Source organism: Verrucosispora sp. WMMD573 (genome assembly GCF_027497175.1).
Taxonomy (GTDB): domain Bacteria; phylum Actinomycetota; class Actinomycetes; order Mycobacteriales; family Micromonosporaceae; genus Micromonospora.
The window spans coordinates 2,884,783-2,907,105 of the sequence record NZ_CP114901.1; the positions used below are offsets into that span (position 1 = coordinate 2,884,783).

Here is a 22,323-nt window from a genome sequence, read left to right on the forward strand (position 1 = left end):
AGCAACGACAAGACGAGGAGGCCGCCGGTGTATGCGATACACACCGCGGCCTCCTCGTCCCATAAGGTCGGCAGCGGCAGGTACGCGCACCTGAGCGCGCCAGTGGGGGAAGGACGGGCGGATGACGCAGGTTGTGAGTGACCGGACGTTGGCGGCGGACGATCCGACGGCACCACCGCCCGGCCGGGCCCGGCGGGTGGTGCTCAAGCTGTCCGGTGAGGTGTTCGGTGGGGGCGCCATCGGCGTCGACCCGGATGTCGTGCAGGCCATCGCGCGGCAGATCGCCACCGTGGTACGCCGAGGTGTGCAGGTCTCCGTGGTGGTCGGCGGCGGCAACTTCTTCCGGGGCGCCGAGTTGCAGAAGCGGGGCATGGACCGCGCCCGGGCGGACTACATGGGCATGCTCGGCACGGTGATGAACTGCCTGGCCCTCCAGGACTTCCTGGAGAAGGAGGGCATCGAGACCCGGGTGCAGAGCGCCATCACGATGGCCCAGGTGGCCGAGCCGTACATCCCGCTGCGGGCGATCCGGCACCTGGAGAAGGGCCGCGTGGTCATCTTCGGCGCCGGTGCGGGCATGCCGTACTTCTCCACCGACACGGTGGCCGCCCAGCGCGCGCTGGAGATCCACGCGGACGTCGTGCTGATGAGCAAGAACGGCGTGGACGGCGTATACACGGCCGATCCCCGGATCGATCCGACCGCCAGCAAGTTCGACTCGATCACCTTCTCCGAGGTGCTGCGTCGCAACCTCCGGGTCGCCGACGCGGCCGCCTTCAGCCTCTGCATGGAGAACGGCCTGCCGATGCTGGTCTTCGGCGCGCAGGGCGACGACACCATCGTCCGGGCCGTGGGTGGCGACAAGATCGGCACGCTGATCACCACCTGAGCCGACCGCCGACGGCGATTGCGGCGGTCCCCGGTGACCCGACAAGCCCACGACGAGCACAAGAAGGAGGCGAGGAGACCGGTGATCGACGACACCCTCCTCGAGGCCGAGGAGAAGATGGAGCGTGCGGTCGAGCACGCCAAGGAGGAGTTCGGCGCCATCCGCACCGGTCGCGCGACTCCAGCCATGTTCTCCAAGGTCATCATCGACTACTACGGCAGCCCGACCCCGCTGACGCAGATGGCGTCGGTGGCCGTCCCCGAGCCGCGGATGGCCATCATCAAGCCGTACGACAACTCGCAGATCAATGCGATGGAGAAGGCGATCCGCGACTCGGACCTCGGGGTCAACCCGAACAACGAGGGCAACCAGCTGCGCATCCTGCTCCCGCAGATGACCGAGGAACGCCGTCGCGACATGATCAAGGTGGCCCGGCACAAGGGTGAGGAGGCGAAGGTCGCCATCCGCAACATCCGCCGCAAGGGCAAGGAAGAACTGGACCGGCTCGTCAAGGACGGCGAGGTCGGCGAGGACGAGGGCCGTCGCGCGGAGAAGGAACTGGACGACCTGACCCAGCGCTACGTGTCGCACGTCGACGAGTTGGTCAAGCACAAGGAGTCCGAACTCCTGGAAGTCTGACGCCGAGGTCACCCCCTCCTTGATCATGAAGTTGTTGTCCTCGTCACCGGCGTGGCGTGGTGACAACTTCATGATCAAGGAGGTGGGGACGGACACCGGTACGTCCTGTCGGGCGGGCGGGTGCAGTAGGCTCGGCACGATTCCCGGTGACCCGACGGTGAACGGTGGGGATCGGCCAGCCGACAGGCCGGCACATAGACGGAGCGTCTCGCGCGGGTAGGGGATGGTAGTGGCTGTGCGTCAAGTGGTGGATCTCGTACCGCTCGCCCCTGGTGCGTGATGTCCCACCTCGACCCCTACGGCGGCGCCGAGGCCCGTGACTGGGATCGCCCGGACCGACCCACCTCGCTGCCCTGGCCGGATCCGGACGTGGAACCCGGTCCGTGGGGCCGCGGCCCGCAGCCCGCAGCCGAGCTGTACGCCAACCCGCGCACCCGACCCGGCCCGCAGTCCGAGCAGCCATACGCCCATCGCCCCGACGACCGGGGTGGCCCGGTCGGCGCGGAGTTCGGCGAGCCGTACGACGCTGACCCGGATCGACGCGGTCGGTACGTCGGCGACCGGCCGACCCAGGAGAGCCGCAACGGGCGCGGACCCGCCAGCTGGGACCAGCCACCGCACGGGCGCAACGGAGTCCGCGACCTGGACCACGGCGACGCGCCCACCGCGCAGATCGCTCCGGTACGGGTGGGCGCCGGTCGGGACCATGACGACGCGCCCACCACCCAGCTCGCGGCCGTGCCGCCCGGTGCCGCGGACCCCGAGGCACCACAGCCTGACGGGGCGGACGCCCCGGGCCGGCGTCACCGGGGCCGGCGTCGGGCCGGTGCCGGCCGGCCGGCCACGCAGCCGGGCGCGAGCCGGGCCGGGCGGAACCTGCCGGCGGCCATCTCGGTCGGCGTGGGCCTGGGCGCGGCGGTCCTGCTGCCCCTGTTCCTCTATACCCCGGCGTTCCTGCTGGTGCTGGCCGCCGCGTTCGGCGTCGGCATCTGGGAAATGTCCCGCGCGGTGCGTCGTGGCGGCGCCGAGGTGCCGCTGGTGCCGCTGGTCGCCGGTGGGGTGCTCACCGTCACCCTGGCCTGGTTCGCCGGGCTGGACGCGCTCCTGCTGGGCCTCCTGGTCACCGTGGCGGGCACCTTGGTCTGGCGGCTCGGCGACGGTACGGCCAACCTTCGGCGGGACATGACCGCCGCGACCCTGATCTCGGTGTACGTACCGTTTCTCGGCGGCTTCGCCGCTCTGCTCGCCTCGTCTCCCGGTGACGGTGCGCTGCGGGTGCTGGTGACGTTGGTCGCGGTGGTGCTTTCCGACACCGGTGGATACGCGGCCGGTGCCAACTTCGGCAAGCGGCCGATGGCCCCGACGATCAGCCCGAAGAAGTCCTGGGAAGGTTTTGCCGGCTCGGTCGGCGCGGCGGCGTTGGGCAGCGCCGTACTGCTCTGGCTGCTGTTCGACGTGGCGCCCTGGTGGGGTGCGGTGTTCGGGATGGCGGTCTCCGGCGCCGCGGTCCTCGGTGACCTCGCCGAGTCGATGATCAAGCGGGATCTCGGCGTGAAGGACATGAGCAACCTGCTGCCCGGCCACGGCGGCCTGATGGACCGGCTCGACTCCGTGCTGTTCGCGGTGCCGACGGCGTACCTGCTGCTCGTGGTGTTCGTTCCGGCGGTGAGCTGAGGCATGGCCCACGCCGACGGGATCGGGGCACGGACGAGGCGGCAGCGGATCCGGCACCTCCGCAGGGGTGCGTTTCGAGCCGGGCGTGCCAGACTGGACGTGCCATGACGAGTCTTCCCCTGATGCCTGTCGACCCGGACGCGCCTGGCGCGCGCCGGGCGGCGATGCCACCGCAACACCTCGCCGACCTCGACCTCGCCGGCCGGAAGGACCTGGTCACGGAGCTGGGCGAGTCGGCGTTCCGGGCCCGGCAGGTCTCCACCCACTACTTCGGCCGGCTGGTCCGCGATCCCGCCCAGATGACCGACCTGCCGGCGTCGTCCCGCGACCGCCTGGCCGACCAGCTGCTCCCCCGGCTGCTCACCCCGGTCCGCGAGCTGGCCTGCGACGACGGCGCGACCCGCAAGGCGTTGTGGCGGTTGCACGACGGATCGCTGGTGGAGAGCGTGCTGATGGGCTACCCGGACCGGGTCACCGTCTGCATCTCCAGCCAGGCCGGATGCGGCATGGCGTGCCCGTTCTGTGCGACGGGTCAGGCCGGCCTGACCCGTAACCTCTCCACTGCCGAGATCGTCGACCAGGCGGTCTACCTGGCGGGCGTGGCCGCCTCCGGCAAGGTCGCGGGGTCACCGCCGAGGCTGTCGCACGTGGTCTTCATGGGCATGGGGGAGCCGCTGGCGAACTACAACCGGGTGATCGCCGCGATCCGCCGCCTGGTCGCGCCGCCGCCCGAGGGGCTCGGCCTGTCGCAGCGGCACATCACCGTTTCCACGGTCGGGCTGGTGCCGGCCATCCACCGACTGGCCAGCGAAGACCTCTCCGTGACTCTTGCGCTGTCGCTGCATGCCCCCGATGATGAGCTGCGCGACGAACTCGTGCCGGTCAACCAGCGCTGGAAGGTGTCCGAGGTGCTGGACGCCGCCTGGGCCTACGCGGCCCGCACGGGCCGTCGTGTGTCGATCGAGTACGCGATGATCAAGGACGTGAACGACCAGCCGTGGCGAGCTGACCTGCTCGGCCGGCTGCTGGCCGGCAAGTTGGCCCACGTGAACCTGATCCCGCTCAACCCGACTCCGGGCAGCCGCTGGGACGCCAGCCCGAAGCCGGTCGAGCGGGAGTTCGTCCGGCGGTTGCGCGACGCCGGGGTGCCCACCACGGTGCGGGACACCAGGGGTCGCGAGATCGACGGAGCATGTGGGCAACTGGCCGCCGCGGAGGACAGTGGCACCGACCCGGCCGGGGAGATGACGGCGTGACCGGGCGTGGCGAACGAGACCAGGAGACATAGTGGCGAGTCAGGGTCAGCGTTTCCGGCGTAAGGCGCTCCGCCGGGGATACAAGGTTGACGAGGTGGACGCCTTCCTGGACCGGGTCGAGGCGACACTCGCCGGGCAGCCGGTAGGGGCGCCGGTGGCCTCGCAGGAGGTCCATGACGTCGTCTTCCGGGTTCGCTTCAACGGCTATGACGAGTGGCAGGTCGACCTGCACCTCGACCGGGTCGAACGGCAGCTGGCGGAGCTGGAGGAGCGCGGCGGGGTGTCCGCTCGCGGCGACGGCCGGATGGGCCCGATGGAGCGGATGGGCCCCGGCATGCGCGAGGACCGCGGCATGTCCCCGGTGCCGCAGCCACCGATGCCGCCCCGGACGATGCCGGCACAGGCCGGCCCGCCCTATGGCCGCTACGACGAGCCGACGGGCGCCTTCGCCGGCGGGTACGACAACGCTCCCCGGGGTGGTTACGACGGCCCGCGCGGTGCCGCCGCGCCGATGGGCCCGGGCGCGCCGATGGGTCCTCCTCCCGGCGGCATGGGTCACGGCGGGCCTCCGCCGCGCGGACTGCCCGCCGGCCCCGGCGGCTACGGTCCACCGGACGCGCCGGGTGGCTACGGTCCGCCGGACGGTCCCGGCGGCTACGGTCCCCCGGACGAGCAGCGCTTCGACGGGTTCGAGGCGGGTCGGCACGGCCGTACGGACATGACCGCCGAGATCAGGCTGCCGGACCGCGATCCCCGGCGTGGCCCGGCGGGCCCTCCCGGCCTGCCGCAGCAGGCGCTGGGCGGCCCTCCGATGGGCGGCCCTCCGGCGATGGGCGGTCCGCCCGCGATGGGTGGGCCTCCGATGGCCGGCCCGCCCGGCAGCGACCTCTACCGGGTGGACCAGATCCGGCGCAGCTTCCAGGTCCGTCGCTTCGGCAGCGGATACGACCCGGACCAGGTGGACCGGTTCTTCGAGTCACTGCTCGGCGGGATGGCCGGGCGCAACCAGATGCCGGTGAACCCGAAGGACCTGGACACGCTGCGCTTCGGGCTGGTGCAGGGCGGCTACTTCGAGGCCGAGGTCGACGCCGCGCTGAAGAACGTGCAGGACATCCTCTTCGGCCGCTGACAGACAGCGATGCGCGAGGGCCCGCCTCCGGGAACGGAGAGCGGGCCCTCGCGCTTGCCTACCCAGGTGCGTGCGCCGGCCGGCCGTCAGGTCGTCGCGCCGGGTCCGGTCGCTCAGCAGCGCGGGCCGTTGCGGCTGAACAGGTCGTCAGGAGCGCAGGCCGTTGCGGCGCAGCACCACGTCACCGATCACGATGAGCAGCAGGAGCGCGGCCAAGCCGATCAGCCAGAGGTTTTCGACCCTGCCCTCGTGGTTGCCGCAGAGCATGGCCAGCAGCGCGAACGCGGTGACCACCGCGCCGATCCGCCCGGCCTTACGATGCCCGGGCTTGTGCTGGTCTGGCGACGTTACCGGCTCGCTGCCTGCCACTGTCGGTCCTTCCTCGCGAACGGATCTGCGGCTAGTCTGGCACGTCCCCCGTGAAGGTTCCCGGCCAGGGCCGATGGGCCCCGCTCTGGTGGGTGGCAGGGCACTACCGGCGTCGCGGGGCGAGGACCAGACTGCCTCCGGTAGCGTTCTGGGGCGTACACCTTGATTGTCTTTTTGAGGGGGAACTGCGGTGCGAGTGACCGGTACGGGGCACGCGAGCATGCGGATCGACACGGCCGCGGGCAGCATCCTGTGCGACCCGTGGGTCAATCCGGCCTACTTCGCCTCCTGGTTCCCGTTCCCCGACAACTCCCAGCTCGACTGGGAGGCCCTCGGCGACGTCGACTACCTCTACGTCTCCCACCTGCACCGGGACCACTTCGACGCGGCGCACCTGAGGCGGTACGTGTCGAAGAAGGCGACCGTGCTGCTGCCCGAGTTCCCCACCTCCGAGATGGAGGACGAGTTCCGCGAGCTGGGCTTCACGAAGTTCCTGAAGACCCGCAACGAGGAGGTCGTCGAGCTGGACGGCGGCCTGAAGATCATGATTCAGGCGTTGACCAGCCCGACCGACGGTCCGATCGGTGACTCCTCGCTCTGGGTCGAGTACGACGGCGTCCGGTTGCTCAACCAGAACGACGCCCGCCCCACCGACCTGAGCACCTTCGCCGAGCTGGGCCACGTGCACGCGCACCTGCTCCAGTTCTCCGGCGCGATCTGGTATCCGATGGTCTACGAGCTGCCGAACGCGGCAAAGACCGCCTTCGGCAAGCAGAAGCGGGATCGGCAGTTCGACCGTACCTGGCGTTACATCGACGACCTGAAGGCCGACCACGTCTTCCCGATCGCCGGCCCGCCGTGCTTCCTCGACGACGAGCTGTGGCAGTTCAACGACATCTTCGGCGACGAGGGGAACATCTTTCCCGACCAGTCGGTCTTCCTGTCCGAGTACGCCAAGGTCGGCGGCACCAACGGCATCGTGCTGCTGCCCGGCAGCGTCACCGAGGTCACCACCACCGGGGCCACGACCACCCACCCGGTGCCGGTGGCGGAGTTCTTCGCCAACAAGGTCGCCCACCTGGAGGAGATGCGCGAGCGTAAGCGGCCCGTCATCGAGGCGGAGAAGGCGTCCTGGCGGCACCCCGAGGTCGATGTGCTCAAGGAGCTGAAGCGGCGTGTCGAACCGCTGCTCGACGAGTCGATCTACCTGGCCAAGGGGGTCGGCGGTCCGGTCCGTTTCGATTTGGTCGGCTACGACGGCGAGAGCGTCGAGTCGATCGTGGTCGACTTCCCCGGCAAGCAGGTGCGGCCGTACGCCGACGAGAAGGTGCGCTACCGGTTCCGTACCGAGCGGGCGCTGGTGGAGCACCTGCTGCACATCGGCGAGGTGGACTGGGTCAACTCGCTCTTCCTGTCCTGCCGCTTCTCCGCCGCCCGGATCGGGCAGTACAACGAGTTCGTTTACGCCTTCTTCAAGTGCCTGTCCAGCGAGCGACTCCAGTACGCCGAGGGCTGGTACGACGAGCACGAGCGGGCGGTCGACGCCGAGGACATCACCATCGGTGACTGGGTGGTGCAGCGGCGTTGCCCGCACCTGAAGGCGGACCTGAGCCGGTTCGGCATCGTCGACGGCGACCAGCTCACCTGCCAGCTGCACGGCTGGCGGTTCGACCTACCCAGCGGGCGCTGCCTGACCAGCGTCGGTCACAAGGTCCGCGCCCACCGGGTCGGCGAGGAGGCTCCCGCCACGGAGGTCACCCAGCCGACGAGCTGAGGCGTCGCCTACCGACCGAGGTCGGCGAGGATGCGTTGGGCGGCGTTGTGGCCGGCGGCACCGATGACGCTGCCGGCCGGGTGACAGCCGGCGCTGCCCGCGTACACCCCGTCCACGCCGGTGGCATAGGGCATCCGGTCGGCGAACGAGACGGTGTTGTCGACGTGGTGGATGTGCCCACCGGTGATGCCGAAATGCGCCTCGATGCCGGGCGGCGGCAGCGGCACCGCGTCGGCGATCAGGTCGCCGGTGCCGGGTGCATAGCGCTCGCAGATTCCGACCAGCCGGTCGACGTAGCCGGGCAGCTCCGCGTCCCAGGTGGTGCCGGCCAACTCGTACGGCACGGACTGCACGAACAGTGCCGATGAGTGGTGCCCGGCCGGGTCGGCCAGCGACGGGTCGACGGTGGTGTGCAGGTACCACTCGATGGTCGGCTCCGCCGGCAGTCGCCCGGCCCGCACGTCGGCCCACATGGCGCGCAGCGCCGCCATCGGTGACTCGCCGGTGCCGCCGGCCAGCGTCGCCGAGCCGGGCAGCAGGTGGATGGTGGAACCGAACGGGCTCGGCGCGCCGTCTGGCAGGCACGAGAAGCGGGGCAGGTCACGCAGCGCCAGGTTCAGCTTGAGGGTGCTGCCGGTGCGCCGGACCGCCGCCATCCGTCCGCTGAGCGTGGTCGGCAGCGCGCCGTCGGGCAGCAGCTCCATCAGCCGGTACGGGTCGCAGGCGCCGAGCACCACCTCCGCGTCGATCTGGCGGCCGTCGGCGAGCACCACGCCACTGGCGGCGCCGCGGTCGAGGGTGATCGCGGTGACCGGGGCACCGGTGACGATCCGGGCGCCGGAGGCTCGGGCCGCGTCGGCGAAGATCCGCGAGACGGTGCCCATGCCGCCCTCGGCGATCATCCAGGTGCCGCCGGAGCCGGGCAGCCGGCACATGTTGTGCACCAGGAAGTTGTGCCCGGTGCCGGGGTCGTCGGGGCCGGCGTTGAGCCCGGACAGGCCGTCGGTGACCGCGTACATGCTGACCAGCAGCTCGGAGCGGAAGTCGAAGCGGGCCAGGTAGTCGGCGACGGAGCCGCGTACCAGGTCGATGAAGACCTGGCGCAGCGCGGGGCGGACGTAGCGTTCGGCGGTCTCCTCGACGCTGAACGGCTCGGCCAGCCAGGCCGGGGCGAGGTCCTCGCGCAACGCGGCCAGCTCGGCCTGCAACGCCTCGTCGGCGCCGGCGTCGGCGGGGGAGAAGAACTCGGTGAGCTGCGCCCGGGTGGCCTGTGTGTCGGTGCCGAAGAGCAGGTACGGCGAGCCGACCCCGCCGGGGGTGGGCAGGAAGTAGTGCGGGTCGCGGCGCAGCACCGGGATCCGGACGTCGAGCGCGGCCAGCAGCTCCGGCGGCATCAACCCGAGCAGGTACGACCCGGTGGAGTGACGCAGCCCCGGCACCTTGGGGAACGGGTTCTCGGTGCGCGTCGCCCCACCGATCACCTCGGCGGCCTCCAGCACCAGCACGTCCAGCCCGGCCCGAGCCAGCAGGATCGCCGACACCAACCCGTTGTGCCCCGCCCCCACGACCACGACGTCCGCTCGCCCCGGCACCTCACCACCCACCATCCCCGCACCCTAACCCGTTCCCGCCCCGCCGCACGCTTGTTGATCATGAGGTTGGCGGCACTCTTGATCTCCATTCGTGCGGCTAACCTCATGATCAACAGGGTGGAGGGTTCGATTGGTGTTCATGGGGGAGTGGGTTTTGTCGATGGGGTGGGGGGCTTAGCGTCGTGAGGCCCGCCCCCGTCACCCCTGGGAGGTTCTCCGTGGACCGTCGTACCGTGCTGCGTGCCACCGTCGTCGGCGGTGCCGCCGCCTTCTCCGGAAGTCTCTGGGCCGGCGCCGCCCTGGCCGCGCCCGCCCAACCCGGCCCCGGCCCGTACGGCGGCCTGCTCGCCGCCGACGCCAACGGCATCCAGCTGCCGGCCGGCTTCACCAGCCGGGTCATTGCCCGCTCGGGTCAGCGGGTCGCCGGCACCTCGTACGTCTGGCACTGGGCACCGGACGGCGGTGCCTGTTTCCCGGCAGGCGACGGCTGGATCTACGTCTCGAACTCGGAGGTGCCGCTGATCGGCGGGGCCTCCGCGGTGCGGTTCCGCGCCGACGGGTCGATCGCCACCTCGTACCGGATCCTCGGCGGCACCAACGTCAACTGCGCCGGTGGGGCTACCCCGTGGGGCACCTGGCTGTCCTGCGAGGAGGTGCCGCTGGGGCGGGTCTTCGAGACCTGGCCGGACGGCAGCCGTAGCGCCGAGGAGCGGACCCGGATGGGCCGGTTCACCCACGAGGCGGCGGCCTGCGACCCGGACCGTCGGGTGATCTACCTGACCGAGGACGAGAGCGACGGCTGCTTCTACCGCTTCGTCCCCGACACCTGGGGCGATCTGCGCACCGGCCAGGTGCAGGTGCTGTGCGCCCCGGCCAACGCCACCGCCGGCCCGGTGACCTGGCAGGACATTCCGGACCGGGACGGCTTCCCGATCCCGACCCGGTGGCAGGTCGGCGCGGCCAAGCACTTCGACGGTGGCGAAGGCTGCTGGTACGACCGGGGCACCTGCTGGTTCACCACCAAGGGCGACAACCGGGTGTGGGCGTACGACGCGGTCAACCAGCGCATCGACCTGGCGTACGACGACTCGCTGGTGCCGGCAGGCACCGCGCCGTTGACCGGTGTCGACAACATCACCGGCACCTCGGGCGGGGACCTCTACGTGGCCGAGGACGGCGGCAACATGGAGATCTGCGTGATCACTCCGGCCGGGGTGGTGGCGCCGTTCCTGCGCCTGCTCGGCCAGTCCTCCTCGGAGATCACCGGCCCCGCGTTCAGCCCCGACGGCTCCCGCCTCTACTTCTCCTCCCAGCGCGGCACCAGCGGCAACTCGGTCGGCTCCGGCGGCATCACCTACGAGGTCACCGGCCCCTTCCGCCGCTGACCCCAGCTCCGTCCCTGCCCCCAGCTCCGTCCCTGCCCCCAGCTCCGTCCCTGCCCCCAGCTCCGTCGATCATGAAGTTGTTGTCTCGGAGAGCGTTTGCTCAGGGCAACAACTTCATGATCGACGCTGTCACCGACGCTGTCATCCGCGCTGTCATCCGCGCTGTCGGCGGCGGGTGCGCCAGGCGGAGAGGGCCAGGGTGGCGGAGTAGCCGGCCAGCACGATCACGTGGAACAGGTAGAGCCAGAGCAGGATCGCCACGGCGGAACCCACCTCGTCGAGGCCGCCGAAGGGCACGCCCAGGTCGAGTGGCAACGAGGCGAAGAGCACGAAACCGTGCAGGAAGCCGGACAGGTTCGCCGCGGTGAACGAGCCCATTCCCAGCGTGGAGAGCCAGTCCGGCGAGGCCGGGCCGACCACCCGGAACACCCACATCAGCACCGGCGTGAGGACCAGCCACACCGCCAGGAACGACAGCACCACCCCGAGCGCGCCGGCCCAACCGCCGCGCCGGACCAGCCCGGTGGTGGTCGGCAGGGCCAGCAGGATCGACAGCAGCAGCGCCGGGGCCGGTGCCAGCAGCGGCAGCAGCAACAGCCGGCCACGCCAGCCGATCAGGTGTTCGTCGGAGCGGGGCGCGGCGACCGAGACGAACGCCCGGCGCAGCCCTTCGCCGTACAGCGACGCCGGCAACAGCGCGGCCAGCGCCAGCCACGGCGTCAGGCCGACCCCCGCCTCGACCAGTGCGGCCACCGCGTGCGGCGCACCGATCGCGTCCGGCAGGGCCTCCACGGCGTACCCGGTGAGCCGCCGAACCTGGGACGCTCCCGCCAGCAGCGAGGTGAGCCAGATCGCCAGCAGGGCCACCGGCACCACGGCGATCGCACCGTAGAACGTGATCGAGGCGGCGTGCAGTGACAGATCCCGGCCTCGGACCGGGCGGAAAGCCCCATTGGTGATCCGCCTCGTCCGCTCCCACGCACCGCCCATCGCGCTCCATTTCCCCGTCATTCCCGCTGGCAACCATCCCCGTTGCGCGGGTCGCACCCGGCCGACGGATCAGCGGCCGGGTCTGTTCGGTGGACCGGGTCGTGAGGTAGTGAGAAGGCGCCCGGCGACGGGCCTGGCAGGGATGCGGCTGCTCAGGCCCGTCGCCGTTCGGTTCGGTCAGCCGAATGCCCGGTACAGTCGCCAGTCGGCGGAGAGAACAACGCCAGAGCAGGTCGGGTGTCCCGTCGATGTCGATGTCGATGATTGACGACATCGCGGCGCGCCCAGGCGTCGTGGTTCATCAGGGTCGCCTCCGCAAAGGCGGCCCCGGTGTACCGGACAGCACCCAGAACTCCGCGCCGGAGCGTAGCGCCAGGTCGGGCCGTTTGTCGCCGGTGATGTCGCCGACCGCCTTGATCTGGGTCCAGGTCGACGGGTTCGGCGCGTTGGCCGGGAGCGGACGGCTGGGACTACGCGGCCGGCGCGATCACCCGCACCTACGACCTACGTCAACTGTCGGCAGGGCTCCAAGAAGCCCGGCTCGAACAACAGCGAGCACCGGACCGCGGACCTCTGCTGGGGGTCGAAGAACGCCACTCTCTCCCTCGGCGGGATGACCACCGAGCTGGTCCGGGACGACACCACCGGGACCTGGACCACCGCCAACGGTGACGGGTCCACGGTGCAGATGCTCAAGGACACCAGCCTGGACAACGCTTCTACAACTCGGCCGGCGAGGTCTGGTAGACCAACAACGTCTACTTCGCCGAAGGCTCGCCGATCGGCCGGCTGTTCACCCCCGAGTCGGACACGGTGGTGCCCAACGCCACCCGCTACACCTACGACGGCCTCGGTCGGGTGGTCGAGGAACTGCCACTGCTCAACGGCACGGAGTACCCGAGCCGCGCCACCAAGTACAGCTACGGGCTCGACCACTCCACAGTCATCAACCCGGCGGGCGCGGCCTCGTACCGCCTCTACACCGACGGCCTGGGCCGCACCACGCGGGTCGATACCTTCCGCGACGCCGCCCGCACCGACTTCACCTCCATGCGCTACGAGTACGACACGCGCGGGCAACTCGCCGAGGCCACCCACTCGGCCAACCCGGTCCCGTGGACCTGGACGTACGACCAGCGCGGCCGGCTGACCCGGACCACCGACCCGGACACCGGTGCCACCACCATGACGTACGACCACCGGGACCGGCCGCTGACCAGCACCAACGCCCGTGGCATCACGGTCTGGAACGGGTACGACGAGCTGTCCCGCCCCACCCAGCAGCGGCTCGGTGGCAGCGGCGGTGAACTGCTGGCCGAGTACACCTACGACACGGTGGCCGGCGGTAAGGGCCTGCCGGCGACGTCGACCCGGTACACCGACGGCCTGCCGTACACCCAGTCGGTCGGCGGCTACACCGAGGACTACCAGCCGACCTCGACCACGTTGACGCTGCCGGAGTCGATCGCCACCACCTGGGGTCTGAACCGGGACTACCGCTACGACCACACGTACACCGACACCGGACTGACCGAGTCGGCGACGCTGCCGGCGGTCGGCTCGCTGCCCAGCGAGAAGCTGCTGGTCCGGTACACCAGGGACGGCCTGCCGCTGTCGGTGTCCGGCAAGGACTGGTACGGCTCCGAGACGGTCTACTCGCCGTACGGGCAGGTGTTGCGCTCGACGCTGGGCGCGCACCCGTACCGGGTGTGGACCATGGCCTCGTACGACGACGCCAGCGGCGCCCTCACCCGGCAGCAGGTGTTCCGCGAGATCGAGGGCAACCACCTGGTCTCGAACCGTGGTTACTGGTACGACGCCGCCGGCAACGTGACCGCGATCCGTGAGTATGCGGCCGGAATCGCCGAGCGGCAGTGCTTCACCTACGACCCGCTCGGCCAGCTCCGCAACGCCTGGACCTCCCAGGACCAGGCGTCGTGCAGCGCCGGTCCGGGCACCGCGACGGCACCGAACGCGGCGGCGGGCGTCGACGGCACCGGCTACTGGCAGGAGTACGAGTACGACCTGCTCGGCAACCGGACCAAGCTGGTCGAGCGGGACCTGACCGGCCGCACCTCCACCGGCCCGATCGAGACCACCTACGGGTACGGCTACGGCACCGAGGAGGGCGACCAGCCGCGCACCCTCGACGCCGTCACCAAGACCTACACCACGCCGCAGGGCGCGGCCATCGTCTCCGAGGCGAAGCGGCTGTACGAGCTGACCGGCGAGACGAAGTCGGTCACCTCCACCCGCAACGGGGACCAGCAGGAGTTGTCCTGGACGTACGACGGCCAGGTCGAGCGGATCACCGGCTCCGGCACCAAGGGCCGCACCGCGTACCTGGGTCTGGCGAGCAAGTGCATAGACCTGAGTTCCAGCCTGGCCGAGCCGAATCGACCCATCCAGCTGTACACGTGCAACGCGACAATCGCGCAGAAGTGGGCCTTCGTCCCGGCACCGGAGCAGACCAACGCGAACCTGGGCACCCTGTCGATATTCGACTCCTGGTGCGCCCAGCCGGCCGGCACCACCGCCGGGTCGGCGCTGCGCCTGCAACGGTGTGACGGCACGGCGGCGCAGCAGCTGGAGCGGCTGTCGACGGGGCAGTTGAAGCATCCCACCTCCGGCCTGTGCCTGGCGGTGCAGGACGCAGCCATCGCCGACTCCACGCCGATCGTGCTCGCGGCCTGCGCCGGTGGTGCTCCCGAGCAGCTGTGGGAGGCGCAGGACGAGACGCGGCACATCTACGGGCCGGGCGGCACCCGCCTGCTGAAGATCCAGGGTCAGCAGGCCACCCTCGACCTCGGCGAGGCCCAGGTTTCCGTGCAGAGCGGCGGGATGCTGCTCAACACCCAGCGCAGCTACGCCACGCCGGGCGGGATGGTGACGCGGTACGCCTACGGCACCAGCACCGGATCCAACCTGGTGGCCGTCGCCAGCGACCACCAGGGCAGCCCGTCCGCCGAGGTGGCCCTCGCCAACGGGATGCAGATCCGGATCCGTAAGCAGGATCCGTTCGGCAACCAGCGGATCGCCGACACACCGGCCAATCTCCAGACCAACCGGGGCTTCCTCGGCGCGGTCCGCGACGACACGTCGGGCTTCGTACCGTTGGGTGCCCGGCTGTACGACCCGGAGGTGGGTCGGTTCCTCTCCGCGGACCCGGTGCTGGACCTGACCGACCCGGTGCAGAACAACGGCTTCACGTACGCCCACAACAACCCGGTCACCCACTCCGACCCGTCGGGCCTGTCGGTGGCGTTGACCGCGTCGGAGACGGCGGCGGCGCTGGCTGGTGCAGGCTTGTCGTCGGCGATGATCGCTCAGGCGCAGGCCAACATGGGCCGCTCGCTGATCTCGGTCATCCTGGATTCGGCGTGGTACATCCTCAAGGAGTTCATCGGCATCAACGACGCCCTGAACTGCTTCGGCGGTGACATGTGGGCGTGCGGCAGCCTCATCCTCAACGCCATCCCCTGGACAAAGGTCGCCAAGATTCCGGCGGTGATCCGGGCGGTCAACCGTACGATCAACGCGATCCAGGCATGGCAGGCGGCGAAACGGGCCGCCGAGGCGGTGCTGGCGGCGGCACGAGCTGCCGAGGCCGCCGCGTTGCAGGCCAAGAAGCTCGCCATCGAACGGGCCAAGAAGGCTGCCCAGGCGGCGAAGAAGAAGGCCGCCGACAAGGTCAACTCGACAAGCAACAAGGCGACCCAGTCGGCGAAGAAGACGGGTAACGGCCCGCAGAAGGAAGCCCAGGCCAAGTCCAACCCGAAGGGCTCGTCGGCGGCGTCCGGCGGCGCCGGCGGCAAGGGCGGCGGCGGTAGCGGTGGCGGTGGCAAGGGCGACTCAAAGCCGGGCGGTTCCTCCGGTGCCTCCAACCGCAGTAACGGCGGCTCCAGCGGCAACAATGGCGGTTCGTCGGGTGGTGGATCCTGTGAGCGCCCCGGCAACAGCTTCGTGCCGGGCACCAGGGTGCTCATGGCCGACGGCTCAACCAAGGCGATCGAGGACGTCGAGCCCGGCGACAAGGTGGTGGTCACCGATCCGGAGACCGGCCGTACCGAGGTGGACACGGTTACCGCCACGATCACCGGCGACGGCGTCAAGGACCTGGTGAAGGTCGTCATCGACACCGACGGCGATCACGGCAGCGAGACCGCCGAGGTCACCGCCACCGACGGTCACCCGTTCTGGGTACCCGAACTGGGCGAGTGGATCGACGCCACCGACCTCCAGCCCGGCCAGTGGCTTCGAACCAGCGCCGGCACCTACGTCCAGATCACCGCGATCGACCGCTGGAGCGTCCCCCGCGCCACCGTCCACAACCTAACCGTCGCCAACACCCACACGTACCATGTGGTAGCGGACAGAACTTCGATCCTCGTCCATAACTGTGGGGGTTCGCTTGCGGGGCATTCTGACGATTGCCAGTGCGACAAAGCCCCTCGCTTTGAGGTGGATGGGGACGGGGTCACGGTTGATCGGCAGAAGACCGACTACGACGAGCCCAACCAACGTCGGCGCGATGGTGTCGAAAAGAAGGTCGACAGCATTCAGGAAGGTGCCGAGTTCTTTGCGCAAGTATATGAGAACACCGGAGCTCCGCCAGTGGCCGATGTGGCCGTCGGGGACGCTGTCGGAAATATCGGTATCGTATTGTACGCAATTGGTTTGGGGGTAAAGCGCATCCTTCAGGGTGGCTACAAGGGAAAGCATCGAAGATGAGTGACGTTTTTGGTCCCAGGTCGCTGATGGCGCAATTTATGATGGCCACGATCCTTCGTGACAATGAGTCCCGGGATAGGGTCAAAGCGAAGTTGGTATCGACGGGCTGGCGGGACGCGGATGGCTTGGTTGACGGCGCGCTGGCTGTGGCGCTAGCTGGGCATTTCGCGACTCCCCCGAAGTTGTCTGACGTTAAGAAGCTGTCCCGAAAAATTGTCAAAAAGTTCCCGGATCCTCGAATGAAAGAAGGGGAGGTGGAGCTAGTCGTTCGTTCCGCGCTGGGGGAAAGCGCAGACTTGTCCGCCATTCCAAGTGGAAGGGTGGAAGGACTTAAGATGCTTATTTTTGCCGGAATGGCAAGCGTGAGAGGTCTTTCGAAAGTTGAGGTAAGCCAGCTCCTAATCGAGGCTGAACGATGGGCCTCGGAGCGTGGATACCGGCCGACGCTGATGACGGAGTCGCAGACGGACAGGTAATCCTGATGGCCGCCCGGTGCGGGTGCCTGCTCCTAATTGTGAAGGACGGATTGGCTGACACGCCGGCCAATCTCCAGACCAACAGGGCTCCTCGGAGTGGTCCGGTGCTCGTCGCCAACGCCACGGAGCCGTTGCCGGCCCTGACCGGCCGGATCTGCGTTGCGGGCATCCTCGCTGGGGCGATGGTGCCACTGCCGTTGCTGCTGCGTTTGCTGACCGGTTGGCCTCCGCAACGTGTAGCGGTAATCGTTGTGCCGATCGTCGCGGTGGTCGTGATGTTTGGCGGCATCCCGTGGGCCATCCGCTACGCCGTACGCCGGGTGCCGAGGCGAGGCTCCTCATCGGCAGGCACACCGCCGTGGACACCACCCGACCCACCGTGGCCGCAAACCAATGACGAGCCACGCACCGCCTGATCGGGTGGTGCCCAACGGCCAGGCAGGTGCCCGGGTGGTCGCCGGGGCGGGGCAGCGTCGCCAGCGGGTGTCGAAGGTGGCGGCGGGGCATGTGGGGGCGTCGGAATGGTACCGCGTGGTACGGTGCGGTACATGGCGAAGATTACGCTGCGGGAGTTTCGCGATGGCGTGGGTCGGGTGCTGGAGGGGATCGAGCGCACCGGTGATCCGGTGATCATCACCAAGTACGAGCGACCCGTGGCTGTCCTGATCGGCATCGACGAGTGGGAGGAGATCGAGGCGTTCCGGGACCGCCGGGATTCGGCGGTGATCGCTCGTTCCCGTGCCGAGGGTCAGTTCGTGCCGCTGTCGGCGGCTCTGGAGTCGCTAGGGGTCGATCCTCGCGAGGTGGAGGCGCTGCTGGCTGACCGGCCCGGCGGTGCGGCGGCGTGAAGGTTCAGATCGACCGGAACGTGCTGGTCTGGCTGCACAAGCAACCTCGCCACGTTTTTCTGACCGTCCTGAGTGCGATCCTCGGCTTGGTCGCCGATCCTTCGCCGCAGAACTCAACCGAGATGCGCGATGGATCTGGGCGTCGTCTGCGCGTCGGCGACTACCGGGTCCTCTACCGGCTCGACGACGACGAACTCACCATCCACGATGTCGGGCATCGCAAGGACGTTTACTCGTAGGCCGTCGGAGCTGGCGCGCAGGTGCCCGGGTGGTCGTTGGGGCGGGGGCAGCGTCCGGGGCCGTCGAGTGGGGTGTCGCACCAGACTCGGGTACGCCGGCTTTGGTGGTCTTCCTCGCTGAGGGTGGTTTCGCCGAAGTCGATGACCGTCAGGTGGCCGAGGGAATCTCGGAGGGCCACGGCGAGTGCGGTCGCCTCGTCGGAGCGGATCAGTGTGGTGGGTAGGTGGATGACCCACCGAGGCGGGTTCATCGGGAGTCGCGACTGTGGTGGCGGTGGGCGGCCTGGCGGGACTGCCATTGGCGCAGCGCCTGGCGGATGCGTTCGGCTTCGGTGTTGGCGGTGGTCAGTTCGCGGTGTAGGCGTTCCAGCTCGTCGGCGAGCCGGTTGAGGTAGGCGTACACCTGGGTTGGGTCGAGGCCGCGCCAACGGGTGTCGAAGGTGGTAGCGCGGGCGTGCTGGGGAAGTGGGCGCTCCCCGGACAGGTAGATCATGGGCGGGAGGCTTCCTGCTCGGCGAGCATCGTCTGGATTTCCTGATCGGTGAGGCCGCGCATGGTGAGGATGCGGCGGCCCCAGCGGTGCAGGCGGCAGGGGTGGGTTGCCCGGTCGTTGCGGCAGCGTTGGCCGTCGGGCCATTGTTCTGCGGCGTGCACGCTTATCGCCCGGAGCGCGAATGTGACATCTTCGGCGGTGATGTAGGGAGGCAGCGGAATCTCGCCGAAGGCTTCGTCGATCGAATCCATGGTCCTCCTCTGTGGAATGGTCGCGGGGCCGGAGCGGATGCCGGGATGAGGTTCGTGGGAGGCGTCCGCTCCGGCCCTGACCTGCCAGGGGGATTGGCTGGTCATCCACGATGGTCATTTCACTACTGGCCTGGCGCAATGTTTTGCGCGAGAATGCGAATCAAGGGATGAGGTGCCTTACGCGACAACAGCAGAGGAGATGACGTGGACGACCCGGGAAGCACCGTCCCGCGTAGGCAACTCGGCAGGTATTTGAGAGAACTTCGCGAAAACGCGCACGTAACTGTGGTCGCGGCCGCGAAGGAACTGGAATGGTCGACGCCGCGAATCTGGCGGTACGAAACCGGCCAGGTCCCCATGCACCCGAACGACGTGGAGGCCATGTGCCGGGTGTACGGTGCGACCCCCGAGACCATCCAGACCATGCGGTCGCTGGCCCGGGAAACCAAGGCGCACGGCTGGTGGCACAGCTACGGCGAGGCGATCGAGGACTGGTTCAAGCTGTACGTCGGCTTGGAGGCCGCCGCGACAAAGATCCGAAAGTACGAGGCCGACCTGGTACCCGGCCTGTTGCAGACGGTCGAGTACATGACTGAGGTCATCGCGACGAACCATCCGGATCTGTCCCAGGCCGAACAGCAGGTCAAGGTAGATGTTCGACTGCGCAGACAACGTCTGCTGGCTCGGGCGGTACCCCGCGCGCCCTACTACGACGTGATTCTCAGCGAGGCGGTGCTACGTCGGCCGCTGCGTGACCGGGCGGCGATGGCCCGGCAACTCGACGCGCTGGTGGTGGCGGGTCGCCAGCACAACATCAAGATCCGGGTACTTCCGTTGGCCGCCGGGCTGTTCCGCTCGGCCGATACGGGCACCTTCACCATGCTCGACTTCCCCGCCGACGTGCGGGAACCGGAGCCGACCACGATCTACATGGACGGTCCGTGCGGCGCGGTCTACCTTGACAAGCCGCACGAGATCCGGACCTACGAGGAAGTTTGGCGCTCGCTCGGCGAGCGGGCGCTCGACGTCGATGACTCCCGTGAGTTGATCACGGCAATCGCGAAGGAGATGACCCATGAGACGTGACGGAGCGTGGCGCACGTCGTCCCGGTCCGGCAGCGGTGAATGCGTCGAGGTGGCCGGCTTTGTCGACGCGGTCGGCGTACGCGACAGCAAGGACCGGCAGGGCGCGGAGCTGAGCTTCGCCGCGACAAGCTGGACCCGGTTCGTCGCCGCCACCCGCGCAGGCCGCTTCGCCCCCCGCACCTGAACCTGGCATGACCCGCCCGGTGCCGACCGAACCCGGTCGGCACCGGGCCGTGTCTTCGCGGTGCCGGGCCGGTCGGAGCATGATCAGGAAACCGGTTCGGTGGAATTGTGGTCTCCACGGCGCCGGGAGGCTGCCGGATGGCCGCAACGGTGTCGATCACAACCTGAATCGGGCTATGCGCGGTGCCAAGGCGGGACATGGATGTGAGATCTGACCGGTAAATGACCTGTACCGCGGCGGGTTTGGGGCGTGCGGGACTGGCCTTGTGTCGATTGGCTGGGGTTGGGGTGGGTGTGGGTCAGGTGGTTGGTTGCAGGGTGATGGTGTGGCCGAGGGCTTCGAGTTGCCGGATCAGGCTGTTGATCTTGCGGGTGGTGTTGACGCGGCGGTCGTGGTAGTCCGCGCCGAGGTCGTGGAAACGGGTGGTGGGGTTGGCCAGCAGGTGCCAGATGGTCACGAGTATGGATCGGGCGACGGCGACGAGGGCTTTGCCTTTGCCTCGGCGTTTGACCACGCGTCGGTAGCGTTCGGACAGGAACGTTGTCTTGCCGCGGGCGGCGCTGGCGGCGGCGATACCGAGTGCGCCTTTGAGGTAGGGGTTGCCTTTGCCGGTCTTGCCCGGGGTGTGGGTGGTGCCGGACTGGATGGTGCGTGGGCATAGTTTCGCCCAGGACACCAGGTGTCCGGCGGTGGGGAACCGTGTCATGTCCAGGCCGATCTCGGCGATGATCAGTTGTGCGGACTCGGTGCTGATTCCCGGGATCTCGGCCAGCCGTGTGCGGGCGTCTGGCCGCGGGATGTCCCCGTCGGGGGAGGGTGGATCGATGTCGTCGAGCAACTGCCCGATCCGTGTGGTGAGCTTCGCGATCTCGGCGTCGAGGCGGTCGATCTGGTCGAGCAGGATCCGGGCCAGCTCACCGTGATGGGCGTCGAACCGGCCGGTGAGTGCCTCGATCAGGGCGGTGTGTTTGCCGCGCATCCGGCCACGGGCCAGGCCGGCGAGGGCCTGCGGATCACGTTGGCCGGCGATCAACGCCTCGACCATGTCCCGCGTCGAGACCGTCTTCAGGGTCGACGCCACCGACGAGACCTTGATCAGGGCATCTTCGAGGAGTTTCTCCAACCTCGACCAGTAACGGGTGCGGTCCCGGACCAGATCCACCCGCATCCGGGTGTAATCGCGTAACACCCGCACCGGCGCCGGGGGCACGAACGACGGCCGTAACAGGCCCTTCTCGGTGAGTTTGGCCAACCACACCGCGTCCAGCTTGTCGGTCTTCGCCCGCCCGGGCACGTTCTTGACGTCACGGGCGTTGACCAGTTGCACATCCAACCCGGCAGCTTCGAACAGGTAAAACCAGATCCGCCAGTAGTCCGACGTGCTCTCCACAGTGACCTTCTCCACCCCCGCCGCCACCAGATTCCCCGCAAGGTCACTGACCGCCTTCGTGGTCGCCGCCACCTGCCACACCCGGCTGACACGCCGCCCGCTCGGACCAGACCCGCGGGTGCACACCATCCCCGACTCCTTGGCCACGTCGACCGCGCACACCCGCGCCAGGACCTGCTCAGACTCCGCGTCCGCAATCTCCTCGGGCACTCCACGCATCCTCACCCACACCCCCTCACTCACCGCGCAATCGATATGAAAGGCGGTCGCCCGGGGGCCTCGGTCGGGAACCGAAAATCTGACCGGCGTGCTCGAAGCAACAGTGCGTGACCCTTCAGGTCCGGGCCCCGGCGTCAGACTTGGACACGGCCTCAAACAGGCCAAGATCTCACGACGTCGGCGGGCGACCTACCCACCATTTTCACGCCTGCGAGGCGTCCCGAAAGACCGGGTGACTTGGACAGTTTCCGTTAGGCGCTAACGGAAACTGTCCAAGATTTGCTGGCGAGTCCTCAGTTTGACCCGTTGACGCTGTGAAAGGTTGACGGCGTGCAGCGAGCGAGGATCGCATCTGCCTTTTTGAGGTGGTGCCGTCCGGGACTCGCGGTGGAGAGCGAGCGCTGCGTCGGGCGTGCTGCTGGAGAGCAACGGACCGAGGATCGGGGTCTCGCGTGGGACCGAGGGTCGGGGTCTCGCGTGGTTGTCTCGTGGTCACCGCTGGCGGCAGCCGCCGCTGGCACCACCTTCGCGATGAATCGGCCCTTCGACTTCTCGGTCGACCCGGCAGACCTGCTCGACGACGAGGCACCGCAGGATGCTGACTCGACGGAAGGCCCGGTCCCGCCGGAGGCGGACCGGGAAGGGAAGTAGCTTTCCTTCCTTCAGAGACGCCCTTGCGCGACCTCAGGCGCAACAAGGTGCCCTGCCT

19 protein-coding genes and 2 pseudogenes are annotated in these 22,323 nt (G+C 69.0%); 14 read left to right on the forward strand and 7 right to left on the reverse strand.

Features of this window, described 5'->3' with window-relative positions:
- Positions 1-121 precede the first annotated feature (121 nt).
- The 5 genes from pyrH (at position 122) to O7601_RS13325 (ending at position 5,587) form a co-directional block, all read left to right on the forward strand.
- Positions 122-889 carry a UMP kinase gene (pyrH, locus tag O7601_RS13305; RefSeq protein WP_093401681.1) on the forward strand — a complete coding sequence of 256 codons (768 nt, stop codon included), beginning with the start codon at positions 122-124 and terminating at the stop codon, positions 887-889.
- Positions 890-970: 81 nt separating this feature from the next.
- Positions 971-1,528, forward strand: coding sequence for a ribosome recycling factor (gene frr, locus O7601_RS13310; protein WP_093402027.1), 558 nt, complete (start codon positions 971-973; stop codon positions 1,526-1,528).
- A 279-nt stretch (positions 1,529-1,807) separates the two neighbouring features.
- Complete coding sequence (locus O7601_RS13315) at positions 1,808-3,202, forward strand: phosphatidate cytidylyltransferase (protein WP_281566457.1); 1,395 nt, start codon at positions 1,808-1,810, stop codon at positions 3,200-3,202.
- A gap of 104 nt (positions 3,203-3,306) precedes the next feature.
- Positions 3,307-4,458 carry a 23S rRNA (adenine(2503)-C(2))-methyltransferase RlmN gene (gene rlmN, locus O7601_RS13320; RefSeq protein WP_281566458.1) on the forward strand — a complete coding sequence of 384 codons (1,152 nt, stop codon included), beginning with the start codon at positions 3,307-3,309 and terminating at the stop codon, positions 4,456-4,458.
- Positions 4,459-4,489: 31 nt separating this feature from the next.
- A complete protein-coding gene (locus O7601_RS13325; protein ID WP_281566459.1) occupies positions 4,490-5,587 on the forward strand; it encodes a DivIVA domain-containing protein in 1,098 nt (365 codons plus the stop codon).
- 147 nt (positions 5,588-5,734) lie between these two features.
- On the opposite strand, the gene O7601_RS13330 is transcribed toward O7601_RS13325, so the two are convergent.
- Positions 5,735-5,956: a DUF2631 domain-containing protein gene (locus O7601_RS13330; protein WP_281566460.1), complete on the reverse strand. Its 222-nt coding sequence runs from the start codon at positions 5,954-5,956 to the stop codon at positions 5,735-5,737.
- A gap of 190 nt (positions 5,957-6,146) precedes the next feature.
- On the opposite strand from O7601_RS13330, the gene O7601_RS13335 reads away from it, so the two are divergent.
- Complete coding sequence (locus O7601_RS13335; protein WP_281566461.1) at positions 6,147-7,730, forward strand: Rieske 2Fe-2S domain-containing protein; 1,584 nt, start codon at positions 6,147-6,149, stop codon at positions 7,728-7,730.
- An 8-nt stretch (positions 7,731-7,738) separates the two neighbouring features.
- Here O7601_RS13335 and O7601_RS13340 read toward each other — a convergent pair whose 3' ends face one another.
- Positions 7,739-9,337 (reverse strand): NAD(P)/FAD-dependent oxidoreductase, encoded by a 1,599-nt coding sequence (locus tag O7601_RS13340; RefSeq protein ID WP_281566462.1) that lies wholly within the window; start codon positions 9,335-9,337, stop codon positions 7,739-7,741.
- A gap of 203 nt (positions 9,338-9,540) precedes the next feature.
- On the opposite strand from O7601_RS13340, the gene O7601_RS13345 reads away from it, so the two are divergent.
- On the forward strand, positions 9,541-10,707 hold the full coding sequence (locus O7601_RS13345; protein WP_281566463.1) for an alkaline phosphatase PhoX: 1,167 nt from the start codon (positions 9,541-9,543) through the stop codon (positions 10,705-10,707).
- A gap of 153 nt (positions 10,708-10,860) precedes the next feature.
- Here the strand turns inward: O7601_RS13345 and O7601_RS13350 are convergent, their stop codons facing one another.
- Both O7601_RS13350 and O7601_RS13355 read right to left on the reverse strand, forming a co-directional pair.
- Positions 10,861-11,697 (reverse strand): YhjD/YihY/BrkB family envelope integrity protein, encoded by an 837-nt coding sequence (locus O7601_RS13350; RefSeq protein ID WP_281566464.1) that lies wholly within the window; start codon positions 11,695-11,697, stop codon positions 10,861-10,863.
- 223 nt (positions 11,698-11,920) lie between these two features.
- Positions 11,921-12,154: pseudogene (locus O7601_RS13355) on the reverse strand (hypothetical protein); the annotation flags it as partial.
- Between the two features lie 263 nt (positions 12,155-12,417).
- On the opposite strand from O7601_RS13355, the pseudogene O7601_RS13360 reads away from it, so the two are divergent.
- From O7601_RS13360 to O7601_RS13375, 4 genes and pseudogenes are all read left to right on the forward strand, one after another.
- Positions 12,418-16,428 (forward strand): annotated as a pseudogene (locus O7601_RS13360) (ricin-type beta-trefoil lectin domain protein); the annotation flags it as partial.
- Positions 16,425-16,904: a hypothetical protein gene (locus O7601_RS13365; RefSeq protein WP_281566465.1), complete on the forward strand. Its 480-nt coding sequence runs from the start codon at positions 16,425-16,427 to the stop codon at positions 16,902-16,904. The pseudogene O7601_RS13360 and the gene O7601_RS13365, both read left to right, overlap by 4 nt.
- 548 nt (positions 16,905-17,452) lie before the next feature.
- Positions 17,453-17,752, forward strand: coding sequence for a type II toxin-antitoxin system Phd/YefM family antitoxin (locus tag O7601_RS13370; RefSeq protein ID WP_281566466.1), 300 nt, complete (start codon positions 17,453-17,455; stop codon positions 17,750-17,752).
- Positions 17,749-17,991: a type II toxin-antitoxin system RelE/ParE family toxin gene (locus O7601_RS13375; RefSeq protein ID WP_281566467.1), complete on the forward strand. Its 243-nt coding sequence runs from the start codon at positions 17,749-17,751 to the stop codon at positions 17,989-17,991. Before O7601_RS13370 ends, O7601_RS13375 begins: the two co-directional genes overlap by 4 nt.
- Positions 17,992-18,238: 247 nt before the next feature.
- Here O7601_RS13375 and O7601_RS13380 read toward each other — a convergent pair whose 3' ends face one another.
- Together O7601_RS13380 and O7601_RS13385 are read right to left on the reverse strand one after the other, a co-directional pair.
- Positions 18,239-18,484, reverse strand: coding sequence for a DivIVA domain-containing protein (locus O7601_RS13380; RefSeq protein ID WP_281566468.1), 246 nt, complete (start codon positions 18,482-18,484; stop codon positions 18,239-18,241).
- Positions 18,481-18,735, reverse strand: a complete 255-nt coding sequence (locus O7601_RS13385) for a hypothetical protein (protein ID WP_281566469.1) — start codon at positions 18,733-18,735, stop codon at positions 18,481-18,483. Before O7601_RS13385 ends, O7601_RS13380 begins: the two co-directional genes overlap by 4 nt.
- A gap of 204 nt (positions 18,736-18,939) precedes the next feature.
- Here O7601_RS13385 and O7601_RS13390 point away from each other — a divergent pair, with 204 nt between their 5' ends.
- Complete coding sequence (locus tag O7601_RS13390; protein ID WP_281566470.1) at positions 18,940-19,821, forward strand: helix-turn-helix transcriptional regulator; 882 nt, start codon at positions 18,940-18,942, stop codon at positions 19,819-19,821.
- On the forward strand, positions 19,811-20,005 hold the full coding sequence (locus O7601_RS13395; RefSeq protein ID WP_281566471.1) for a DUF397 domain-containing protein: 195 nt from the start codon (positions 19,811-19,813) through the stop codon (positions 20,003-20,005). Before O7601_RS13390 ends, O7601_RS13395 begins: the two co-directional genes overlap by 11 nt.
- Before the next feature lie 298 nt (positions 20,006-20,303).
- Here O7601_RS13395 and O7601_RS13400 read toward each other — a convergent pair whose 3' ends face one another.
- Positions 20,304-21,614, reverse strand: a complete 1,311-nt coding sequence (locus tag O7601_RS13400; RefSeq protein WP_281566905.1) for an IS110 family transposase — start codon at positions 21,612-21,614, stop codon at positions 20,304-20,306.
- A gap of 477 nt (positions 21,615-22,091) precedes the next feature.
- Between O7601_RS13400 and O7601_RS13405 the strand changes: the two genes are divergently transcribed.
- Positions 22,092-22,265, forward strand: a complete 174-nt coding sequence (locus O7601_RS13405) for a hypothetical protein (protein ID WP_281566472.1) — start codon at positions 22,092-22,094, stop codon at positions 22,263-22,265.
- Positions 22,266-22,323 lie beyond the last annotated feature (58 nt).

Bases quoted from the DNA above. Each gene is read 5' to 3' on its own strand.
- O7601_RS13350 (WP_281566464.1), bottom strand. From the start codon at position 11,697: ATGGGCGGTGCGTGGGAGCGGACGAGGCGGATCACCAATGGGGCTTTC.
- O7601_RS13365 (WP_281566465.1), top strand. From the start codon at position 16,425: ATGAGTGACGTTTTTGGTCCCAGGTCGCTGATGGCGCAATTTATGATG.
- rlmN (WP_281566458.1), top strand. From the start codon at position 3,307: ATGACGAGTCTTCCCCTGATGCCTGTCGACCCGGACGCGCCTGGCGCG.
- pyrH (WP_093401681.1), top strand. From the start codon at position 122: ATGACGCAGGTTGTGAGTGACCGGACGTTGGCGGCGGACGATCCGACG.
- O7601_RS13380 (WP_281566468.1), bottom strand. From the start codon at position 18,484: ATGATCTACCTGTCCGGGGAGCGCCCACTTCCCCAGCACGCCCGCGCT.
- O7601_RS13315 (WP_281566457.1), top strand. From the start codon at position 1,808: ATGTCCCACCTCGACCCCTACGGCGGCGCCGAGGCCCGTGACTGGGAT.
- O7601_RS13395 (WP_281566471.1), top strand. From the start codon at position 19,811: ATGAGACGTGACGGAGCGTGGCGCACGTCGTCCCGGTCCGGCAGCGGT.
- O7601_RS13340 (WP_281566462.1), bottom strand. From the start codon at position 9,337: ATGGTGGGTGGTGAGGTGCCGGGGCGAGCGGACGTCGTGGTCGTGGGG.
- O7601_RS13385 (WP_281566469.1), bottom strand. From the start codon at position 18,735: ATGGATTCGATCGACGAAGCCTTCGGCGAGATTCCGCTGCCTCCCTAC.
- O7601_RS13400 (WP_281566905.1), bottom strand. From the start codon at position 21,614: ATGCGTGGAGTGCCCGAGGAGATTGCGGACGCGGAGTCTGAGCAGGTC.
- O7601_RS13370 (WP_281566466.1), top strand. From the start codon at position 17,453: ATGGCGAAGATTACGCTGCGGGAGTTTCGCGATGGCGTGGGTCGGGTG.